This window comes from Rhodococcus sp. IEGM 27, from assembly GCF_033142305.1.
Lineage (GTDB): Bacteria > Actinomycetota > Actinomycetes > Mycobacteriales > Mycobacteriaceae > Rhodococcus_F > Rhodococcus_F oxybenzonivorans.
Genome location: NZ_JAWLSG010000005.1, coordinates 425,121 through 440,936 on the forward strand (window position 1 = coordinate 425,121; position 15,816 = coordinate 440,936).

The 15,816-nt window shown below is 67.1% G+C and carries 12 protein-coding genes; all 12 read left to right on the top strand.

All coding sequences use genetic code 11. The annotated features are described in order from the left end of the window. Positions 1–526 precede the first annotated feature (526 nt). The 12 genes from mraZ (at position 527) to R4P95_RS20040 (ending at position 15,789) form a co-directional block, all read left to right on the top strand. Positions 527–958, top strand: a complete 432-nt coding sequence (gene mraZ, locus R4P95_RS19985; RefSeq protein ID WP_109329258.1) for a division/cell wall cluster transcriptional repressor MraZ — start codon at positions 527–529, stop codon at positions 956–958. A gap of 198 nt (positions 959–1,156) precedes the next feature. Next, positions 1,157–2,173, top strand: coding sequence for a 16S rRNA (cytosine(1402)-N(4))-methyltransferase RsmH (rsmH, locus tag R4P95_RS19990; protein WP_213572419.1), 1,017 nt, complete (start codon positions 1,157–1,159; stop codon positions 2,171–2,173). Beyond that, positions 2,170–2,853: a hypothetical protein gene (locus tag R4P95_RS19995; protein WP_213572418.1), complete on the top strand. Its 684-nt coding sequence runs from the start codon at positions 2,170–2,172 to the stop codon at positions 2,851–2,853. Before rsmH ends, R4P95_RS19995 begins: the two co-directional genes overlap by 4 nt. Then, on the top strand, positions 2,850–4,700 hold the full coding sequence (locus R4P95_RS20000; protein WP_213572417.1) for a peptidoglycan D,D-transpeptidase FtsI family protein: 1,851 nt from the start codon (positions 2,850–2,852) through the stop codon (positions 4,698–4,700). Before R4P95_RS19995 ends, R4P95_RS20000 begins: the two co-directional genes overlap by 4 nt. Before the next feature lie 249 nt (positions 4,701–4,949). Further along, positions 4,950–6,542, top strand: coding sequence for a UDP-N-acetylmuramoyl-L-alanyl-D-glutamate--2,6-diaminopimelate ligase (locus R4P95_RS20005; RefSeq protein WP_317746406.1), 1,593 nt, complete (start codon positions 4,950–4,952; stop codon positions 6,540–6,542). Continuing rightward, positions 6,539–8,053, top strand: coding sequence for a UDP-N-acetylmuramoyl-tripeptide--D-alanyl-D-alanine ligase (locus R4P95_RS20010; RefSeq protein WP_213572416.1), 1,515 nt, complete (start codon positions 6,539–6,541; stop codon positions 8,051–8,053). Before R4P95_RS20005 ends, R4P95_RS20010 begins: the two co-directional genes overlap by 4 nt. Further along, the gene (gene mraY / locus R4P95_RS20015) at positions 8,050–9,129 is read left to right on the top strand and encodes a phospho-N-acetylmuramoyl-pentapeptide-transferase (protein ID WP_159921716.1); all 1,080 of its coding nucleotides are present in this window, start codon (positions 8,050–8,052) and stop codon (positions 9,127–9,129) included. Before R4P95_RS20010 ends, mraY begins: the two co-directional genes overlap by 4 nt. A gap of 4 nt (positions 9,130–9,133) precedes the next feature. Further along, positions 9,134–10,630 carry a UDP-N-acetylmuramoyl-L-alanine--D-glutamate ligase gene (gene murD, locus R4P95_RS20020; RefSeq protein WP_317746182.1) on the top strand — a complete coding sequence of 499 codons (1,497 nt, stop codon included), beginning with the start codon at positions 9,134–9,136 and terminating at the stop codon, positions 10,628–10,630. 248 nt (positions 10,631–10,878) lie between these two features. Continuing rightward, complete coding sequence (gene ftsW / locus R4P95_RS20025) at positions 10,879–12,270, top strand: putative lipid II flippase FtsW (protein WP_213578068.1); 1,392 nt, start codon at positions 10,879–10,881, stop codon at positions 12,268–12,270. Continuing rightward, positions 12,267–13,415 carry an undecaprenyldiphospho-muramoylpentapeptide beta-N-acetylglucosaminyltransferase gene (gene murG / locus R4P95_RS20030; protein WP_213572415.1) on the top strand — a complete coding sequence of 383 codons (1,149 nt, stop codon included), beginning with the start codon at positions 12,267–12,269 and terminating at the stop codon, positions 13,413–13,415. The genes ftsW and murG overlap by 4 nt, the downstream gene beginning before the upstream one ends. Next, positions 13,412–14,920: a UDP-N-acetylmuramate--L-alanine ligase gene (gene murC, locus R4P95_RS20035; RefSeq protein ID WP_317746181.1), complete on the top strand. Its 1,509-nt coding sequence runs from the start codon at positions 13,412–13,414 to the stop codon at positions 14,918–14,920. Before murG ends, murC begins: the two co-directional genes overlap by 4 nt. A 227-nt stretch (positions 14,921–15,147) precedes the next feature. After that, the gene (locus R4P95_RS20040) at positions 15,148–15,789 is read left to right on the top strand and encodes a cell division protein FtsQ/DivIB (protein ID WP_317746405.1); all 642 of its coding nucleotides are present in this window, start codon (positions 15,148–15,150) and stop codon (positions 15,787–15,789) included. The last annotated feature ends 27 nt before the right edge of the window (positions 15,790–15,816 follow it).

Genomic DNA, 15,816 nt, shown 5'->3' on the forward strand with positions numbered 1-15,816 from the left:
GGGGGGGGGGGGGGGTTTGGTCGTGGGGGTAACCATAGGTTTGGGCGCGGGTGTCGCGCAAGGGGGGGGGGGGTGGGGGGGGGGCTTTGGCGGGCCCCCCCCGCCAACGCTATTTTGTGGCTGTGAACGCGCCCACGCCTCCCGCCGCGACTGGCTGGTGCTCTCAGTGAATGTCTCTGTGTGATCCCCGGCCCCCTACTCGCCCCACTTTCCCCCATCGCGTGCGGACTGATCGACGCGTGACCGCCCGGGACGTCGCCGTCCTCACCTCACCTGGCCTTTTACGGCGTTCACCGCGTGCGTTGGCTGGTTCGCCCCATGAGCGGGCCGTGTTCGTGATCACTGAGGGAATTTCCCCCACCTTCACGAATCGGCTTGACCAGCAAGTATTGAGCAAACAGGAGGGAAACACCCCGGCTTCCGCCTTGTCAGTGGGGGAAAGTGGGGTACTGTGGTGCGCAGCGGGGAACGAAGGTGAACCGCCCGGGCATGCGGCGTTCGATATGGACGTAGTGGGAGGTGTCGAGTGTTTCTCGGTACCTACACGCCGAAGCTCGACGACAAGGGGCGGCTGACGTTGCCCGCAAAGTTCCGGGACGCACTGGCGGGAGGGTTGATGGTCACCAAGGGTCAGGATCACAGCCTCGCGGTGTATCCCCGGGAGGAGTTCACCGCGCTCGCGCGCAAGGCCGCGGCCGCGTCGAGAAGCGATCCGGAAGCGCGAGCTTTCGTGCGCGGTCTCGCTGCCGGCACCGATGAGCAGCACGCAGATGCCCAGGGGCGCATCACCCTCTCGGCAGATCACCGTCGTTACGCAGGTCTCTCCAAGGATTGCGTAGTGATCGGTTCGGTCGATTTCCTCGAGATCTGGGATGCGCAGGCATGGCAGACCTACGTCGAGGAGAACGAGGAGAACTACTCGCAGGCAACGGGAGTCGCGCTCGGCGAGATCGTCTGAGCATGACCGCACGCACGCGAATGCAGCGAGGCCTCTGTCCGACGGAACCCTGACGCACTTCCCCAGCGCCAGGTTTTCATTTCGGGCAGGGACCTCGAAGCATTCGCACCGGCAACCGGCCGAGAAGAGAAGTTCGACATGTGGACTCCGGCTTCGGACATGTCCACCCGCACCACAGAAGCAGGAGCCGGAGGGATCATGGTGGATCACGAGGGGGAAGAATCCTCGCCCGCCGACGGTTTCGGCCATATCCCGGTCCTGCTGCACCGAGCCGTCGAACTCCTCGGCCCCGCGCTCACTCTGCACGACCCGGAGGGTGGGGGAGCCGTCATGATCGACGCCACCCTCGGCCTCGGGGGGCATTCCGAGCATTTTCTCCGGACGTACCCTCGGTTGAAGCTCGTGGCCCTCGACCGGGATCCGCACGCCCTCGAGATTGCCGGGGCTCGGTTGGCCCCGTTCGGGGACCGCGTGACCTTCGTCCACACTCGGTATGACGGCATCGAAAATGCACTTCTCGAAGCGGGACTTCCTCCTCGAGATTCAGTTCACGGCATCCTGTTCGACCTGGGGGTGTCGTCGATGCAACTCGACGAGTCCGATCGCGGGTTCGCCTACTCCATCGATGCGCCGCTCGACATGCGGATGGATCCCACTACGGGGATCACGGCGGCAGAGGTACTCAATACATACAGCCACGGTGATCTGGCCCGGATCCTCAGCACCTACGGTGAAGAACGGTTCGCGGGAAAGATCGCGTCGGAAATCGTCCGGCAGCGGGCGAAACAGCCTTTCACGACGAGTGCCGAACTGGTCGAACTGCTGTATCGCGCCATTCCGGCGGCGACCCGCCGGACCGGGGGACACCCCGCCAAGCGGACCTTCCAAGCTCTTCGCGTCGAGGTCAACGGCGAACTCGATTCACTGCGAGCGGCGATACCGGCGGCACTCGACGCGTTGACTGTCGGGGGACGCGTCGTGTTCATGTCGTATCAGTCGCTCGAAGACCGGGTCGTCAAGCAGGAGATCACTCCCCGCTCGAAGTCGAGGAGTCCGGAGGGGCTCCCTGTCGAGTTGCCGGGTATGGGGCCGGAGTTCCGCATCCTCACCCGAGGGGCGGAGCGAGCGTCCGAGCAGGAAATAGAAGAGAACCCACGATCAGCCCCGGTGCGCTTGCGTGCTGCAGAAAGAATTGCCAGGAGGTCGGCGGCATGACGGTTCAGGTGAATTCCCCCGAGGTACGGCCTGCACGTGGGGGTAACCGTTCGGGCGCTGCCCAGCGCGCGTACGAGCGGCGAACTCAGCGTGCGGCAGTGCACAGCGGATCGCCGACCGCCGTGGCCGGCATGAACCGCGCCGGTTCCCTTGCTGCCCGGATTCCTTTTGTGGCAACGATTCTCGGACTTCTCAGCTTGGGTCTCGCTGTCACTCTCCTGCTCACCACCCGCTCGGCGGAGGATTCCTATCAGCTCAGTGCTGCGCGGGAACACAATCAGTCGCTCGCGGAGGAGAAGGCGGCGCTGCAACGGGATGTGGAGACGGCCAACTCTGCGCCGAAACTCGCGGAGGAAGCGGCGAAGTTGGGGATGGTTCCGGCGAACGATCCCGCTCGTCTCGTGGTGCATTTGGACGGGAGCGTCGAGGTGGTCGGGAAGCCGGCTCCGGCATCCGGGTCACCTGTGCCCCCGCTCGATGCCGCGGCCCCGTCCACCCAGGCGGGGAACACGGTCGCGACAGCTCCGAATCGGGGCACCACCACCACTACGCAGGCGCCGCGCGCCACGCCGCGACCCGGCAATGGCCCGGAGATCCAGGCCCGAGGTGAACAATTGGTTCCCGTGATGCCTTCGACCACTGCACCGACGACAGCACCACCATCGGGTGGTCGCCGGTGAACCGAAACGCACCGAGAAGTCGTCCCCGGCGCCCCAAGGGCGCCGGCACGGGGTCCTTTCCGTTCAGGCAACGGATCGGACGCGGGATGATGTTCGGAGCGCTCGGCCTCGCCGCGGTGCAACTCTTGTGGATTCAGGTCATCGAAGCGCCGCAACTGTCGGCCGAGGCGGCGAATCAACGCACGACCACCCAGGTGGATCCAGCGCTGCGCGGGTCGATCACCGACCGCAATGCCAACCCCATTGCTTTCACCATGGAAGCGAAGGCACTGACTTTTCAGCCTGCGCGGGTCCGTAAGGAGCTCGAGGAGGCGCGCGCCAAGAGCGGGACCGCCCCCGAGGTCGATTCGAGGCTCGATGCCATTGCCAAGGAAATTCACGACCGCCTCGGTGACGCGGCGCCGGAGAAAGAACTGAAGGAGAAACTGCGCAGCGACGAAACGTTCGTCTATCTCGCCCGCAGTGTCGACCCCGCGATTGCCGCCGAAATCAGTGAAAAGTATCCCGAGGTGGGTCTCGAGCGTCAGGACATCCGCGAATATCCCGGCGGATCCCTCGCCGCAAACCTCGTCGGCGCGACCGGCTGGGACGGGCACGGGCTCCTCGGCCTCGAGGACTCACTGGACTCCACTCTCGCCGGCACGGACGGCTCCGAAACCTACGACCGCGGGTCCGACGGCGCCGTCATTCCCGGCAGTTGGCGTGACAAGCAGCCTGCGGTGGACGGGTCGAGTGTCGAACTCACCATCGACTCGGACCTTCAGTACTACGTGCAGCAGCAAGTGCAGATGGCGAAGGACAAGTCCGGCGCCAAGGATGCGTCTGCGGTGGTGCTCGACTCTCACACCGGTGAAGTCCTGGCGATGTCGAACGACAGCACGTTCAACCCGGCGATCGGGGTGGGCAATAATCCGCGATCTGTGGAGATGGGCAATCTGTCCGTCAGTACCCCGTTCGAGCCGGGATCGGTGAACAAGATCGTGACCGCCGCGGCGGCCATCGAGTACGGACTGACCACCCCCGATGAAGTCCTCGAGGTTCCCGGCACCATTCAGATGGCAGGAGTGTCGGTGAAGGATGCCTGGGATCACGGCGTGGCTCCCTACACGTCCACCGGGGTGTTCGGTAAGTCGTCGAACGTCGGCACGCTGATGCTCGCCCAGCGCGTCGGCGAGGACCGTTACGCCGACATGCTGTCGAAGTTCGGACTCGGTCAGCGCACCGAGGTGGGGTTACCCGGCGAGAGTGCGGGCAGTGTGCCGAGCCGCGACCAGTGGTCGGGCGGCACCTTTGCGAACCTGCCGATCGGCCAGGGTCTGTCGATGACGTTGTTGCAGATGACCGGCATGTATCAGGCCATCGCCAACGACGGTATTCGCATTCCGCCGCGAATCGTCCGGGCCACCATCGACGCGGACGGCGACAGAACCGAGACGGAGCGACCGGAAGAAATCACCGTGGTCAGCCCGCAGACGGCCGCCACCGTGCGCGACATGTTCCGTTCCGTCACGCAGAACGACACCGGCAACCAGCGCGGCACAGGGGTTCAGGCTGCTGTCGACGGCTACCAGATCAGCGGTAAAACGGGAACAGCGCAGCAGGTCGACCCCGCCTGTAAGTGCTACTCGAATTCGAATTACTGGATCACGTTCGCCGGGATCGCGCCCGCGGACAATCCGCGGTACGTGATCGGCATCATGCTGAACGCACCTACGCGGAGCGCGGACGGCACCGGTGGGCAGTCCGCCGCGCCGCTGTTCCACAACATCGCGTCGTGGTTGCTCCAACGTGACAGCGTCCCGATGTCCCCGGATCCCGGACGCAGGCTGGTGCTCCAAGCCGATTGAGCGATGGTCGGCCGAATCCGGGTTTCGGAACGGTCGCGGTAATCTGACACGTCGGCCGTTCAGTGGGCACAGTCGTTCAGTGAACACAGTCGCGTGAAGATGCCCAGGTCGCGCACTGTAGAGCCGTGCACGACGCCCGTAGTCAGTAGAGAGTCGACACCCGAGAGGAGCCCGGTGCCTGTTCCGCCCCGCCCGCAGTCGACGTCCGCGCCACTGAAGTCTGGAGAAGATCTGCAGTCCGGAAAAACTCTGCAGTCCGGAGAAGATCTGAAGTCTGGCGGCGATCTGCGCCCTAGTCTGCCGGTTCGTACCCCGGTGAGCGTTCTCGCGGCAGCTGCCGGAGCCAGAATCGAGGCTTCCGCAGGTCGTGCTGCCGACGTCGTCGTCACGGGAGTGGATCTTCGGGCTCAGGCCATCGCCCAGGGCGATCTCTTTGCTGCCTTGCCCGGTGCCCGGGCGCACGGGGCGGAGTTCGCGGCAGACGCTGTTGCACGCGGAGCAGTGGCGATCCTCACGGACGAGGCCGGGTTCGACATCGTGTCGGGGCTGGAAGCGGACGTGCCGGTCCTGGTCCACCATGATCCCCGCGGAGTTCTCGGCGAGATGTCGGCCACCATCTACGGCCGTCCGTCGGAGCGCATGCAGGTGATCGGTATCACCGGCACTTCCGGTAAGACCACCACCTCTTACCTTGTGGAGGGCGCCCTCACCGCGGCTGGGCGCACCACCGGTCTGGTGGGAACCATCGAAACGCGGATGAAGGGGCGCCGGGTGCCGAGCGCACTGACGACGCCCGAGGCCCCGCAACTGCACGCCCTGTTCGCCGTGATGCTCGAGCAGGGGGTCGACACGGTGGTGATGGAGGTCTCCAGTCACGCGCTCGCGCTCGGCCGGGTCGACGGTGTGCGGTTCGATGTGGGTGCCTTCACCAATCTCTCGCAGGACCACCTCGATTTCCACCGCGACTTCGAGGACTACTTCGCCGCCAAGGCCAGGCTTTTCCGCGCCGAATCCTCGGTCCACGCGCCGCGGGCCGTCATCTGTGTCGACGACGTGTGGGGGCAGCGGATGGCCGAGGTTGCCGCCGACGCCGGCTCCGTCGTGTCCACGGTGGCCACGGGGCCCGGCCGTGTGGAGGCGGAGTGGACTGCAGGTGCGCCGACGGTCTCGCCTTCCGGTTCGCAGACCTTCTCTCTCACCACACCGGACGGCACGTCGCTCGAGGTGTTGCTACAGCTTCCGGGACGGTACAACGTTGCCAATGCCTCGGTTGCCGTTGCGTTGAGCGCCTCACTGGGGGTCGATCCGCTCGTCGCAGTGAAGGGCATCGCGGAGGTCGACGTGCCCGGGCGGGTGCAGCGCATCGATCGCGGCCAGGACTTTCTCGCCGTCGTCGACTACGCGCACAAACCCGCCGCCCTCGAAGCTGTGATCGCGACCCTTCGGAGCCAGGTGTCCGGCCGTGTCGCGGTGGTCGTGGGTGCGGGAGGTGACCGCGACGCCGGGAAGCGCCCCCTGATGGGGTCGGCGTCGGCGCGAGGCGCGGATCTGCTGATCATCACGGACGACAATCCGCGCACCGAGGACCCGGCGACGATCAGAGCCGCGGTCCGGGAGGGTGCCCTCGCGGTGCCCGAATCCGAGCGGGGAGAAGTTCGGGAAGTGGGGGACCGCGCGAGGGCGATCACCGAGGCCGTCAGCTGGGCGCAGGCAGGCGACGTAGTTCTGGTCGCAGGTAAGGGACACGAGTCCGGTCAGGAGATTTCCGGGGTGAAGCACCCATTTGACGATCGCGAGGTTCTGGGCGAAGCGATCGAGCAGGTAATCGGAGGAAGCAAATGATCCCGATGACACTCGCTCGCATCGCCGAAATCGTGGGAGGCGAGCTCCACGACGTCGTCGATCCCTCGACCGAGGTGACCGGCAGCGTTGAATTCGATTCACGGAAGGTAGGCCCAGGCGGCCTCTTCCTCGCGCTGCCCGGTGCCCGCGTCGACGGTCACGACCATGCGGCGGCCGCCGTTGCGGCAGGTGCAGCCGCCGTCGTGGCTGCGCGGCCGGTCGGGGTTCCGGCCGTCGTGGTCCCGCCGATTCCGGTGGACGTCCCGAGCCGGGCGATGGCACTCGAACACGATTCGGACGGGTCCGGCGCCGCGGTGCTCGCCGCTCTGGCGAAGCTTGCCCGTGCCTCTGTCGACGAACTGACCGACAAGGGCTTGACCGTGGTCGGAGTGACGGGGTCAGCGGGCAAGACCTCGACCAAAGACCTCCTCGCGGCTGTTCTGCGCCCCCTGGGCCCGGTGGTGGCGCCGCCTGGATCGTTCAACAACGAGCTCGGGCACCCGTGGACGGCCCTGCGCGCTGATGCCGACACCCGGTTCCTGGTTCTGGAGATGTCTGCGCGCGGGCTGGGGCACATCGCGTCCCTCGCGACCATCGCGCCTCCCCGGATCGGGGTCATTCTCAACGTGGGCACGGCACATCTCGGTGAGTTCGGGTCCCGGGACGCGATCGCCCTGGCGAAGGGGGAGCTCGCCGAAGCGCTGCCGACTGCCGCGGACGGCGGCGTCGCCGTGCTCAATGCAGACGACCCTCTGGTCGCCGCCATGGCCTCACGGACCTCTGCGCGCGTGGTGCTCGTCGGTCAGTCGGAGGCGGCGGATATCCGGGCCACCGACATCGTGCTCGACGAGAAGGCGCGTGCGCGATTCACGCTCACCACGTCTTCGGGCAGTGTTCCGGTCGAGCTGGCGGTGCACGGCGAACATCAAGTCGGGAACGCACTCGCCGCTGCCGCAGTGGCTTTCGAGTGCGGCGCAGATCTCGGCCAGGTTGCCCAGGCACTGTCCGGGGCCGCTGCGGTGTCGGCTCGCCGTATGGATGTGCGAGACCGGCCGGACGGTGTGACGGTGGTCAACGATTCGTACAACGCCAATCCTGATTCGATGCGCGCAGCCATCAAGGCGCTGGTGTCGATGGCGAAGACCGGCCGCGGCGCGGCGCGCCGCAGTTGGGCGGTACTCGGAGAAATGGCGGAGCTGGGGCCAGAATCAGTGGTCGAACACGATGCGATCGGCAGATTCGCGGTCCGGCTGGACGTGAGCAAGTTGATCATCGTCGGAACCGGCAGACCGGCACGGGCCATGCATCAGGGCGCGGTCATGGAGGGCTCGTGGGGCGACGAGGCGATACTCGTTCCCGACGCCGCCTCCGCGATAGCGTTGCTCGAGGAGGAATTGGCGGCGGGTGACCTGGTATTGGTCAAAGCGTCGCAATCCATCGGACTGTGGGAGGTCGCGGACGCGGTGCTGGCGGGACACACGGGACAGAAGGGTTCGGAGGCCATGCGGTGAGACAGATCCTCTTCGCGGCGGGCATCGCGCTTGCCGTCTCGATTCTGCTGACCCCGGTCCTCATCAAGGCCTTTTCCCGTCAGGGTTTCGGCCAGGAGATCCGCGTCGAAGGTCCGGCCAGTCACCAGTCGAAGCGCGGGACCCCGACGATGGGCGGAGTCGCCATCCTCGCCGGTCTGTGGGCGGGGTACTGGGGATCGCACCTGATCGGTATCGGCTACAACGCGGACGGCCCCTCGGCGTCGGGTCTGCTGGTGCTGGGCCTGACCACTGCGCTCGGTGGTGTCGGGTTCCTCGACGACTTCATCAAGATCCGCAAGCAGCGCAACCTGGGACTGAACAAGACCGCAAAACTGGTCGGCCAGCTGATCGCGGCGGTGGCGTTCGGCATCCTTGCGCTGCAGTTCCGCGGGGCCAACGACCTCACCCCCGGCAGTGCCCACCTGTCGTACGTCCGCGACATCGCGACGGTGACACTGGGATCCGTGGTGTTCGTCGCGTTCTGTTATCTGCTGGTGAGCGCGTGGTCGAACGCCGTCAACCTCACCGACGGACTCGACGGCCTGGCGGCCGGCTCCATGAGCCTCGTGCTGGGTGCCTACGTCATCATCACGTTCTGGCAGTACCGCAACGCATGTGAGACCAGCCCGGGAAAGGGTTGCTACGACGTCCGGGATCCGCTCGACCTGGCCCTGATCTGCGCCGCCGGGGCGGGCGCCTGCATCGGCTTCCTCTGGTGGAACGCCGCGCCCGCCAAAATCTTCATGGGCGACACCGGCTCCCTTGCGCTGGGCGGCATGCTCGCCGGGCTGTCCATCACGACGCGGACCGAACTGCTCATGGTGGTGATCGGCGCTCTCTTCGTCGCCGAAGCGGCGTCCGTGGTGATCCAGGTCGCGGTGTTCAGGTCGAGCCGGAGACGAGTGTTCCGCATGGCGCCTTTCCACCATCACTTCGAACTCGCCGGGTGGGCGGAAACCACGGTGATCATCCGCTTCTGGTTGCTGGCGGCCATCGCCTCGGCGATCGGCCTCGCGCTGTTCTACAGCGAGTACCTGGCAGCGATCGGCGGCTGACCCAGTGGCCGAGGATCTGGAACTCGATCGGTTGCGGGGTCGTGCCGTACTCGTCGCGGGGGCAGGGATCTCGGGCCGGGCGACGATCGAACCGCTCCGTGAACTCGGAGCCCTCGTCACCGTCACCGATTCGAATGCCGACGCCCTTGCCGAATGCGCGAGGCTCGGCGCAGCCACCGTGCCCATCGACGACCTCCTCGCCGACCGCGAACGTGTCCGTGACTTCGCACTGGTGGTGACCAGCCCCGGATTCCGTCCCGACGCACCGCTGCTCTCGGCTGCCGCCGGAGACGGTATCCCCATTTGGGGAGATATCGAACTCTCCTGGCACGTCGACCGATCGGGACTCTACGGCCCGCCCCGCCGATGGTTGGTGGTTACCGGGACCAACGGAAAGACGACCACGACCTCGATGCTGCAGTCGATCCTGTCGGCGGCAAAGGTGCCCAGCACAGCCTGCGGGAACATCGGACTTCCGGTCCTCGCGGCCCTACGCCAGACGTCTCCTCGGCCCGAAGTGCTGGCGGTGGAACTCTCGTCGTTCCAACTGCACTGGGCACCGTCAGTTCGGCCGGCGGCCGGAGCCGTCCTGAACATCGCCGAGGACCACCTCGACTGGCACGGCGGTATGCAGTCGTACATCGAAGCGAAGGCGCGAGCGTTGACCGGCGATGTCGCAGTACTGGGTCTCGACGACGACGTGGCCGCGTCCCTCGCATCCTCCTCACCCGCCGAACGCACGGTGGGCTTCCGGGTGGGGATCCCGGGGCCGGGGGAGTTGGGGATCGAAAACGGCCACCTGGTCGATCGGGCGTTCGCCGACGGACTGCGGCTGGCCCCGACGGAGGGGATTACCCCGTCCGGTCCTGCTGGGTTGATGGATGCGCTCGCTGCGGCAGCGCTTGCGCGTGCCGCCGGGGTGGGGCCCGAGGCGGTGGCCCGCGGTCTGGCGAGTTACGTTGTCGGCCCGCACCGGGGTGCACGCGTTGCCGAGATCGGCGGGGTCACCTTCGTCGACGACTCGAAGGCCACCAACCCGCACGCGGCCGGGCCGTCGATTCTTGCGCACGAACACGTGGTGTGGATCGCCGGCGGCCTCCTCAAAGGCGCCCAGGTCGACGATCTGATCGTCGAGGTGGCCGACCGCCTGACCGGAGTCGTGCTACTCGGGCGTGACGCCACCCACATCGCCGAGTCGCTTGCGCGACACGCCCCCGAGGTTCCCGTGGTCAGTGTCGAAACGGGAGACGATGCTGGAGTGAGTGCTGTTGCTCGAGCCACGACCCGACGGGTGCCCCTGCCGCCCGGTACCGACAGCGACGCGGTCATGGCAGCTGTCGTGCGTGAGGCGGCTGCCCTGGCGACGGCGGGTGACGCTGTCGTACTGGCTCCTGCCGCGGCTTCGCTCGACATGTTCGACAGCTACGGTCATCGAGGTAGGAGCTTCGCCGACGCGGTCGGCCGGCTGCGTGCATCGGACATTACCGGGCAGCCGCGATGACGTCGGCCGATCCGCGCCCACGCCGGGTTCCCGACGCGCAGCGCAGCCGAGTGTCCGACGCGCAGCGGGGCCGCGGTGGTGAACGGGGTCGCGGTGACGCACCTCGGGGCCGTGCCGGTGATGCGGGAAGACCTCGCTCTCCGGAAGGCCCGCGCTCGCAGGACGGTTTTTCGCGCTCGGCTACGCCCCGCCGCCCGCCGCAGGGTCCGCGAACCCGCACTTCGCCGCCGCGCGCTCCCCGCACCCGGATCGGTGCGTGGCTGGCCAGACCACTGGCGTCGTTCCACCTTGTCGTGACCATCGCGTTTCTGCTCACGGTGCTGGGGCTGGTAATGGTCCTGTCGTCGTCGAGCGTCGAGGCGTATGCCAGCGACGGCTCGGCCTACACGCTGTTCACCCGGCAAACAATCTTCGCCGGCGTCGGCATGATCCTGTTCTTCGTCGCGTTGCGCATCCCGGTACGGGTGATGCGCGCGCTGTCCTTTCCCGCCTTCGCGGCAACGATCGTTCTTCTGGTTCTGGTGCTCATACCCGGTATCGGAACGGTGTCGCAGGGCACCCGGGGATGGTTCGTCGTCGGCGGTGTTTCGCTGCAGCCGGCCGAGTTGACGAAGATTGCGCTCGCCATCTGGGGTGCGCACATCTTGGCGTCACGCCGGAGCGACCTGGTCGGGATCCGCGACATGCTGGTCCCACTCGTTCCCGCGGCGCTGTTGGCGTTCGTGCTCATCATCTTGCAGCCCGACCTCGGAACGACGGTTTCGTTGGCCATCATCTTGATGGCCTTGCTGTGGTTTGCAGGTCTGCCGCTCAAGTTGTTCCTGAGCATCGTGGGAACCGGTCTCGCCGGGGTGGTCGTTCTCGCTCTCACAGCCGGTTACCGTTCGGCGAGGGTCCGGGCCTTCTTCAATCCGGACGAGGATCCGCAGGGTATCGGTTATCAGTCACGCCAGGCGATGTACTCGCTGGCCGACGGCGGAATTCTCGGGCGTGGACTGGGGCAGAGTCGCGCGAAGTGGAGTTATCTCCCCAACGCGCACAACGACTTCATTTTCGCCATCATCGGTGAGGAACTGGGCTTCCTGGGTGGTGCCGCCGTGTTGGGGCTCTTCGGGTTGTTCGTGTACACGGGGCTGCGCATCGCCGCACGATCGGCCGATCCCTTCCTGCGCTTGCTCACGGGTACGGCAACGGTGTGGATCACCGGTCAGGCATTCATCAATGTGGGGTACGTCATCGGGCTGCTCCCCGTCACCGGACTGCAGTTGCCGCTCGTGTCCGCCGGGGGAACGTCGACAGCGACGACGCTGTTCATGTTCGGCGTGGTGGCGAACGCGGCCCGGCACGAGCCGGAGGCGATAGCGGCGCTGCATTCGGGTCAGGACGGCCGCTTCGGGCGAATGCTGCGTCTTCCGAAGCCCGAGGCATATTCACCGGTGCGGGCGGACGCTGCCCGGGCGGAGGCGGTGCGACGGGCCGAGGCACGGCGGCAGGCCGGACGCGAGATGGCAGCCCGCACCCGGAGCATCACATACGACAAGGGCCGCGCGGAACGCGGCAATGCCCGCACACCCGACCGCGGTGTGCGCCAGCAGCGAAGCTCGGGTGGCCGAGCAGGAGAGCGAGGATTTCGTAGGTGAGCGGCGAGAAGCCCACTCTGTCGGTGATCGTGGCCGGTGGTGGAACCGCCGGACACATCGAACCGGCTCTGGCGGTGGCCGATGCGATCAAGGCGATCGACGGGGATGTAGTGGTGACGGCGCTGGGGACGGCGCGCGGTCTCGAAACCACTCTGGTTCCGGAGCGCGGTTATCCGCTGAAACTCATTCCGCCGGTGCCACTTCCCCGCAAACCCACCCTCGACCTGCTGCGGCTCCCGCGCCGGGTGCTGCATTCGGTTCGTCGTACCCGTGCGGTGATGGACGAGACCGGGGCAGACGTGATCGTCGGTTTCGGCGGTTACGTGGCTCTTCCGGCGTACCTGGCCGCGGGTGCCGGTCTGCTTCGGCGGCGACGCAGAATCCCGATCGTGGTGCACGAGGCGAACGCGAGCGCGGGCATCGCCAACAAGATCGGCGCTCGCCGTGCTGCACGGGTCCTCGCGGCTGTGGCCGGTTCCGGTGTGAAGGCGCGCGGCCGGGCGGAGGCCGAGATCGTCGGTATACCGGTGCGGGCATCCATCACCGGTCTCGACCGGGCGGGATTGCGCAGTGAGGCTCGGGCCCACTTCGGGCTTCCCGCCGACGGACCGGTGCTGCTCGTGTTCGGTGGGTCGCAGGGTGCGCGGTCCCTCAACGAGGCGGTGTCGGGGGCGGCGGAGTCGCTCGCGGCGGCAGGGATCGCCGTCCTGCACGCACACGGTCCGAAGAACACCCTGGACGTCCCCGACTCCGCAGGCGGTCCGCCCTACGTGGCGGTCCCGTACCTGTCGCGGATGGATCTGGCGTATTCGGCTGCCGACGCGGTGATCTGCCGATCGGGTGCGATGACGGTCGCGGAGGTGTCGGCCGTGGGTCTCCCCGCGCTGTATGTGCCGTTGCCGCACGGTAACGGTGAGCAAGAACTCAATGCGCGGCCAGTCGTCGAAGCGGGAGGTGGGATGATTGTCCGTGACGGCGACCTGACCGCCGCCTTCGTCGCGGACACCGTGATCCCGCTGCTGCGCGACCCCGTGCGGCTCGCGGACATGGGGCGGCGCGCGGCGGGAGCGGGTCACCGTAGCGCAGCCGCCGAGGTTGCGCAGATTGTTCTCGACGTGGCCGCGCTGACGAAGGAAACCCGATGACCGACCTGCCCGCGCACCTCGAACGTGTCCACATGGTGGGGATCGGTGGCGCCGGAATGTCCGGGATCGCCCGGATCCTGCTGGCCCGAGGGGGCCAGGTGTCCGGATCCGACGCCAAGGAGAGCCGCGGCGTGCTGGCCCTCCGCGCTCGCGGCGCGAACGTGCGCATCGGCCACGACGCCAGCGCACTCGATCTCTTGCCCGGTGGACCCACCGTGGTCGTCACCACGCACGCCGCCATCCCGAAGGACAACCCGGAACTGGTCGAGGCCGCGCGGCGCGGCATCCCCGTGATTCTGCGCCCGGCGGTGCTCGCATCGTTGATGCACGGTCACCGGACCCTGCTCGTCTCGGGCACCCACGGTAAGACGTCGACGACGTCGATGCTCGTGGTGGCGCTCCAGCATTGTGGTTTCGACCCCTCCTTCGCGGTGGGCGGTGAGCTGAACGAAGCCGGGACCAACGCTCATCACGGCAGCGGTGACGTGTTCGTCGCCGAGGCCGACGAGAGTGACGGTTCGCTTCTCCAGTACGACCCCGATGTCGTCGTCGTCACCAACGTCGAGGCCGACCATCTCGACTATTTCGGGAGCCCGGAGGCATATACCCAGGTTTTCGACGATTTCGCCGATCGGCTCTCGCCCGGCGGGCTCCTCGTCACCTGTCTCGACGATCCCGGTTCGGCGGCGCTCGCGTCACGGGTGAGCGCGCGGAACCTCCCCGGTGTGCGAGTGGTCGGCTACGGCAGCGCAGAGTCGTCCGCCGCTCCGTTCGACTCCGTCGACGGAATCGAGGTCGGTGCCCGACTGCTGAGTTTCGAGGCCAGAGATGTGGGGGGAGTGCTGCAGTTCCAGCTGGCCGGTGAGCGGAGTCCGCGGACCATCCGGATGGGTGTCCCGGGACGGCACATGGCACTCAACGCGCTGGCCGCACTTCTCGCTGCCCGCGAGGCCGGTGCCGACGTCGACGAGATACTCGAAGGAATCGCCGGTTTCGGCGGTGTACACCGCCGGTTCCAGTTCACCGGTCGTGAGCGTGGCGTTCGGGTGTTCGACGACTATGCGCACCATCCCACCGAAGTACGTGCGGTGCTCGGCGCCGCCGCGGATCTGGTGCGCCAGCCGCACGAGGCGGATCGGCAAGAATCCGAGGAATCGGTCCGCCGGGGCAAAGTGATCGTCGTGTTCCAGCCACATCTCTATTCGCGGACAGCAACTTTCGCGGAAGAGTTCGGGCATGCTCTCGATCTCGCCGACGAGGTCGTGGTGCTCGACGTGTACGGGGCGAGGGAGGAACCCATGCCCGGTGTCAGTGGCGCCCTGGTCGCACTGTCGGTGACCAAGCCGGTGCACTATCAGCCCGACCTGTCGCAGGCGCCGCGTCAGGTGGCGGGGTTGGCAGAACCCGGTGACGTCGTGATCACGATGGGTGCCGGTGACGTCACGATGCTCGGAAACCAGATTCTCGACGCGCTGCGCGCGGCCCCACACAACGCCTCCCGATGAGCCGGGAGCGCCGAGGTCGCCCGGAACGGCCGGATCGCCCGGTTCGCCGCGACACCCAGCGCAGTCCGCGGCCCGGTGGCGCCTCCGCGCGGAGTTCCGGCACCAGGACTGGGTCGCGCCGGACGCCGCCGGGCGGTGACCCGTCCACTCGCAGACCGCGCGGATCGGCCGCAGCATCTCCGGACGTGGAGCAGGAGCCTGGGCGGCCGTGGTATCGCAGGCCGGCGGTGACCGGTCTGATCGGTGTCGTGGTGGTCGTGGCGCTCGGTCTGGTGGCCTCGTTCACGCCGCTGTTATCGGTGCGGTCCACCGATGTCGCGGGTGCCACGACCATTCCCGAGGAACAGATTCGACAGGTACTCGCCGTGCCGCAGGGGCAGCCACTGCTGCGCGTCGACACCGTGGCGGCCGCGCAACGGGTCGCCGCGATCCCCAAGGTGGCTACCGCCCGCGTGCAGAGAATGTATCCGTCCACCATTCGGGTGACGGTGACCGAACGCGTGCCGGTCGTGTTCGTCGATACTTCCGACGGCACGCATCTTCTGGACGCCGACGCTGTCGACTATGAGATCGCGCCACCGCCTCCCGGCGTTCCTCGACTGGTGACCGACACTCCCGGGTGGGGCGACCCCAGTACCGCGGCTGCGCTCGAGGTGCTCGAGTCGATGCCGCCGCAATTGCGCGGGCAGGTGGGTGAGGTTGCGGCCAAATCCATTTCGGACATCTCGGTGACGCTGCTCGACGGCCGCGTCGTGGTGTGGGGCGGCACGGAGAAGTCCGAACGCAAAGCGGCGGTCACCTTGCCCCTGCTGACTCAGCCCGGGCAGACGTACGACGTGTCGAGTCCTGATCTCCCGACGGTGCGGTAGGGGAATGGAATTCGTAGGCGGCTGCCC

Bases quoted from the DNA above. Each gene is read 5' to 3' on its own strand.
- rsmH (WP_213572419.1), top strand. From the start codon at position 1,157: ATGGTGGATCACGAGGGGGAAGAATCCTCGCCCGCCGACGGTTTCGGC.
- R4P95_RS19995 (WP_213572418.1), top strand. From the start codon at position 2,170: ATGACGGTTCAGGTGAATTCCCCCGAGGTACGGCCTGCACGTGGGGGT.
- R4P95_RS20010 (WP_213572416.1), top strand. From the start codon at position 6,539: ATGATCCCGATGACACTCGCTCGCATCGCCGAAATCGTGGGAGGCGAG.
- murC (WP_317746181.1), top strand. From the start codon at position 13,412: ATGACCGACCTGCCCGCGCACCTCGAACGTGTCCACATGGTGGGGATC.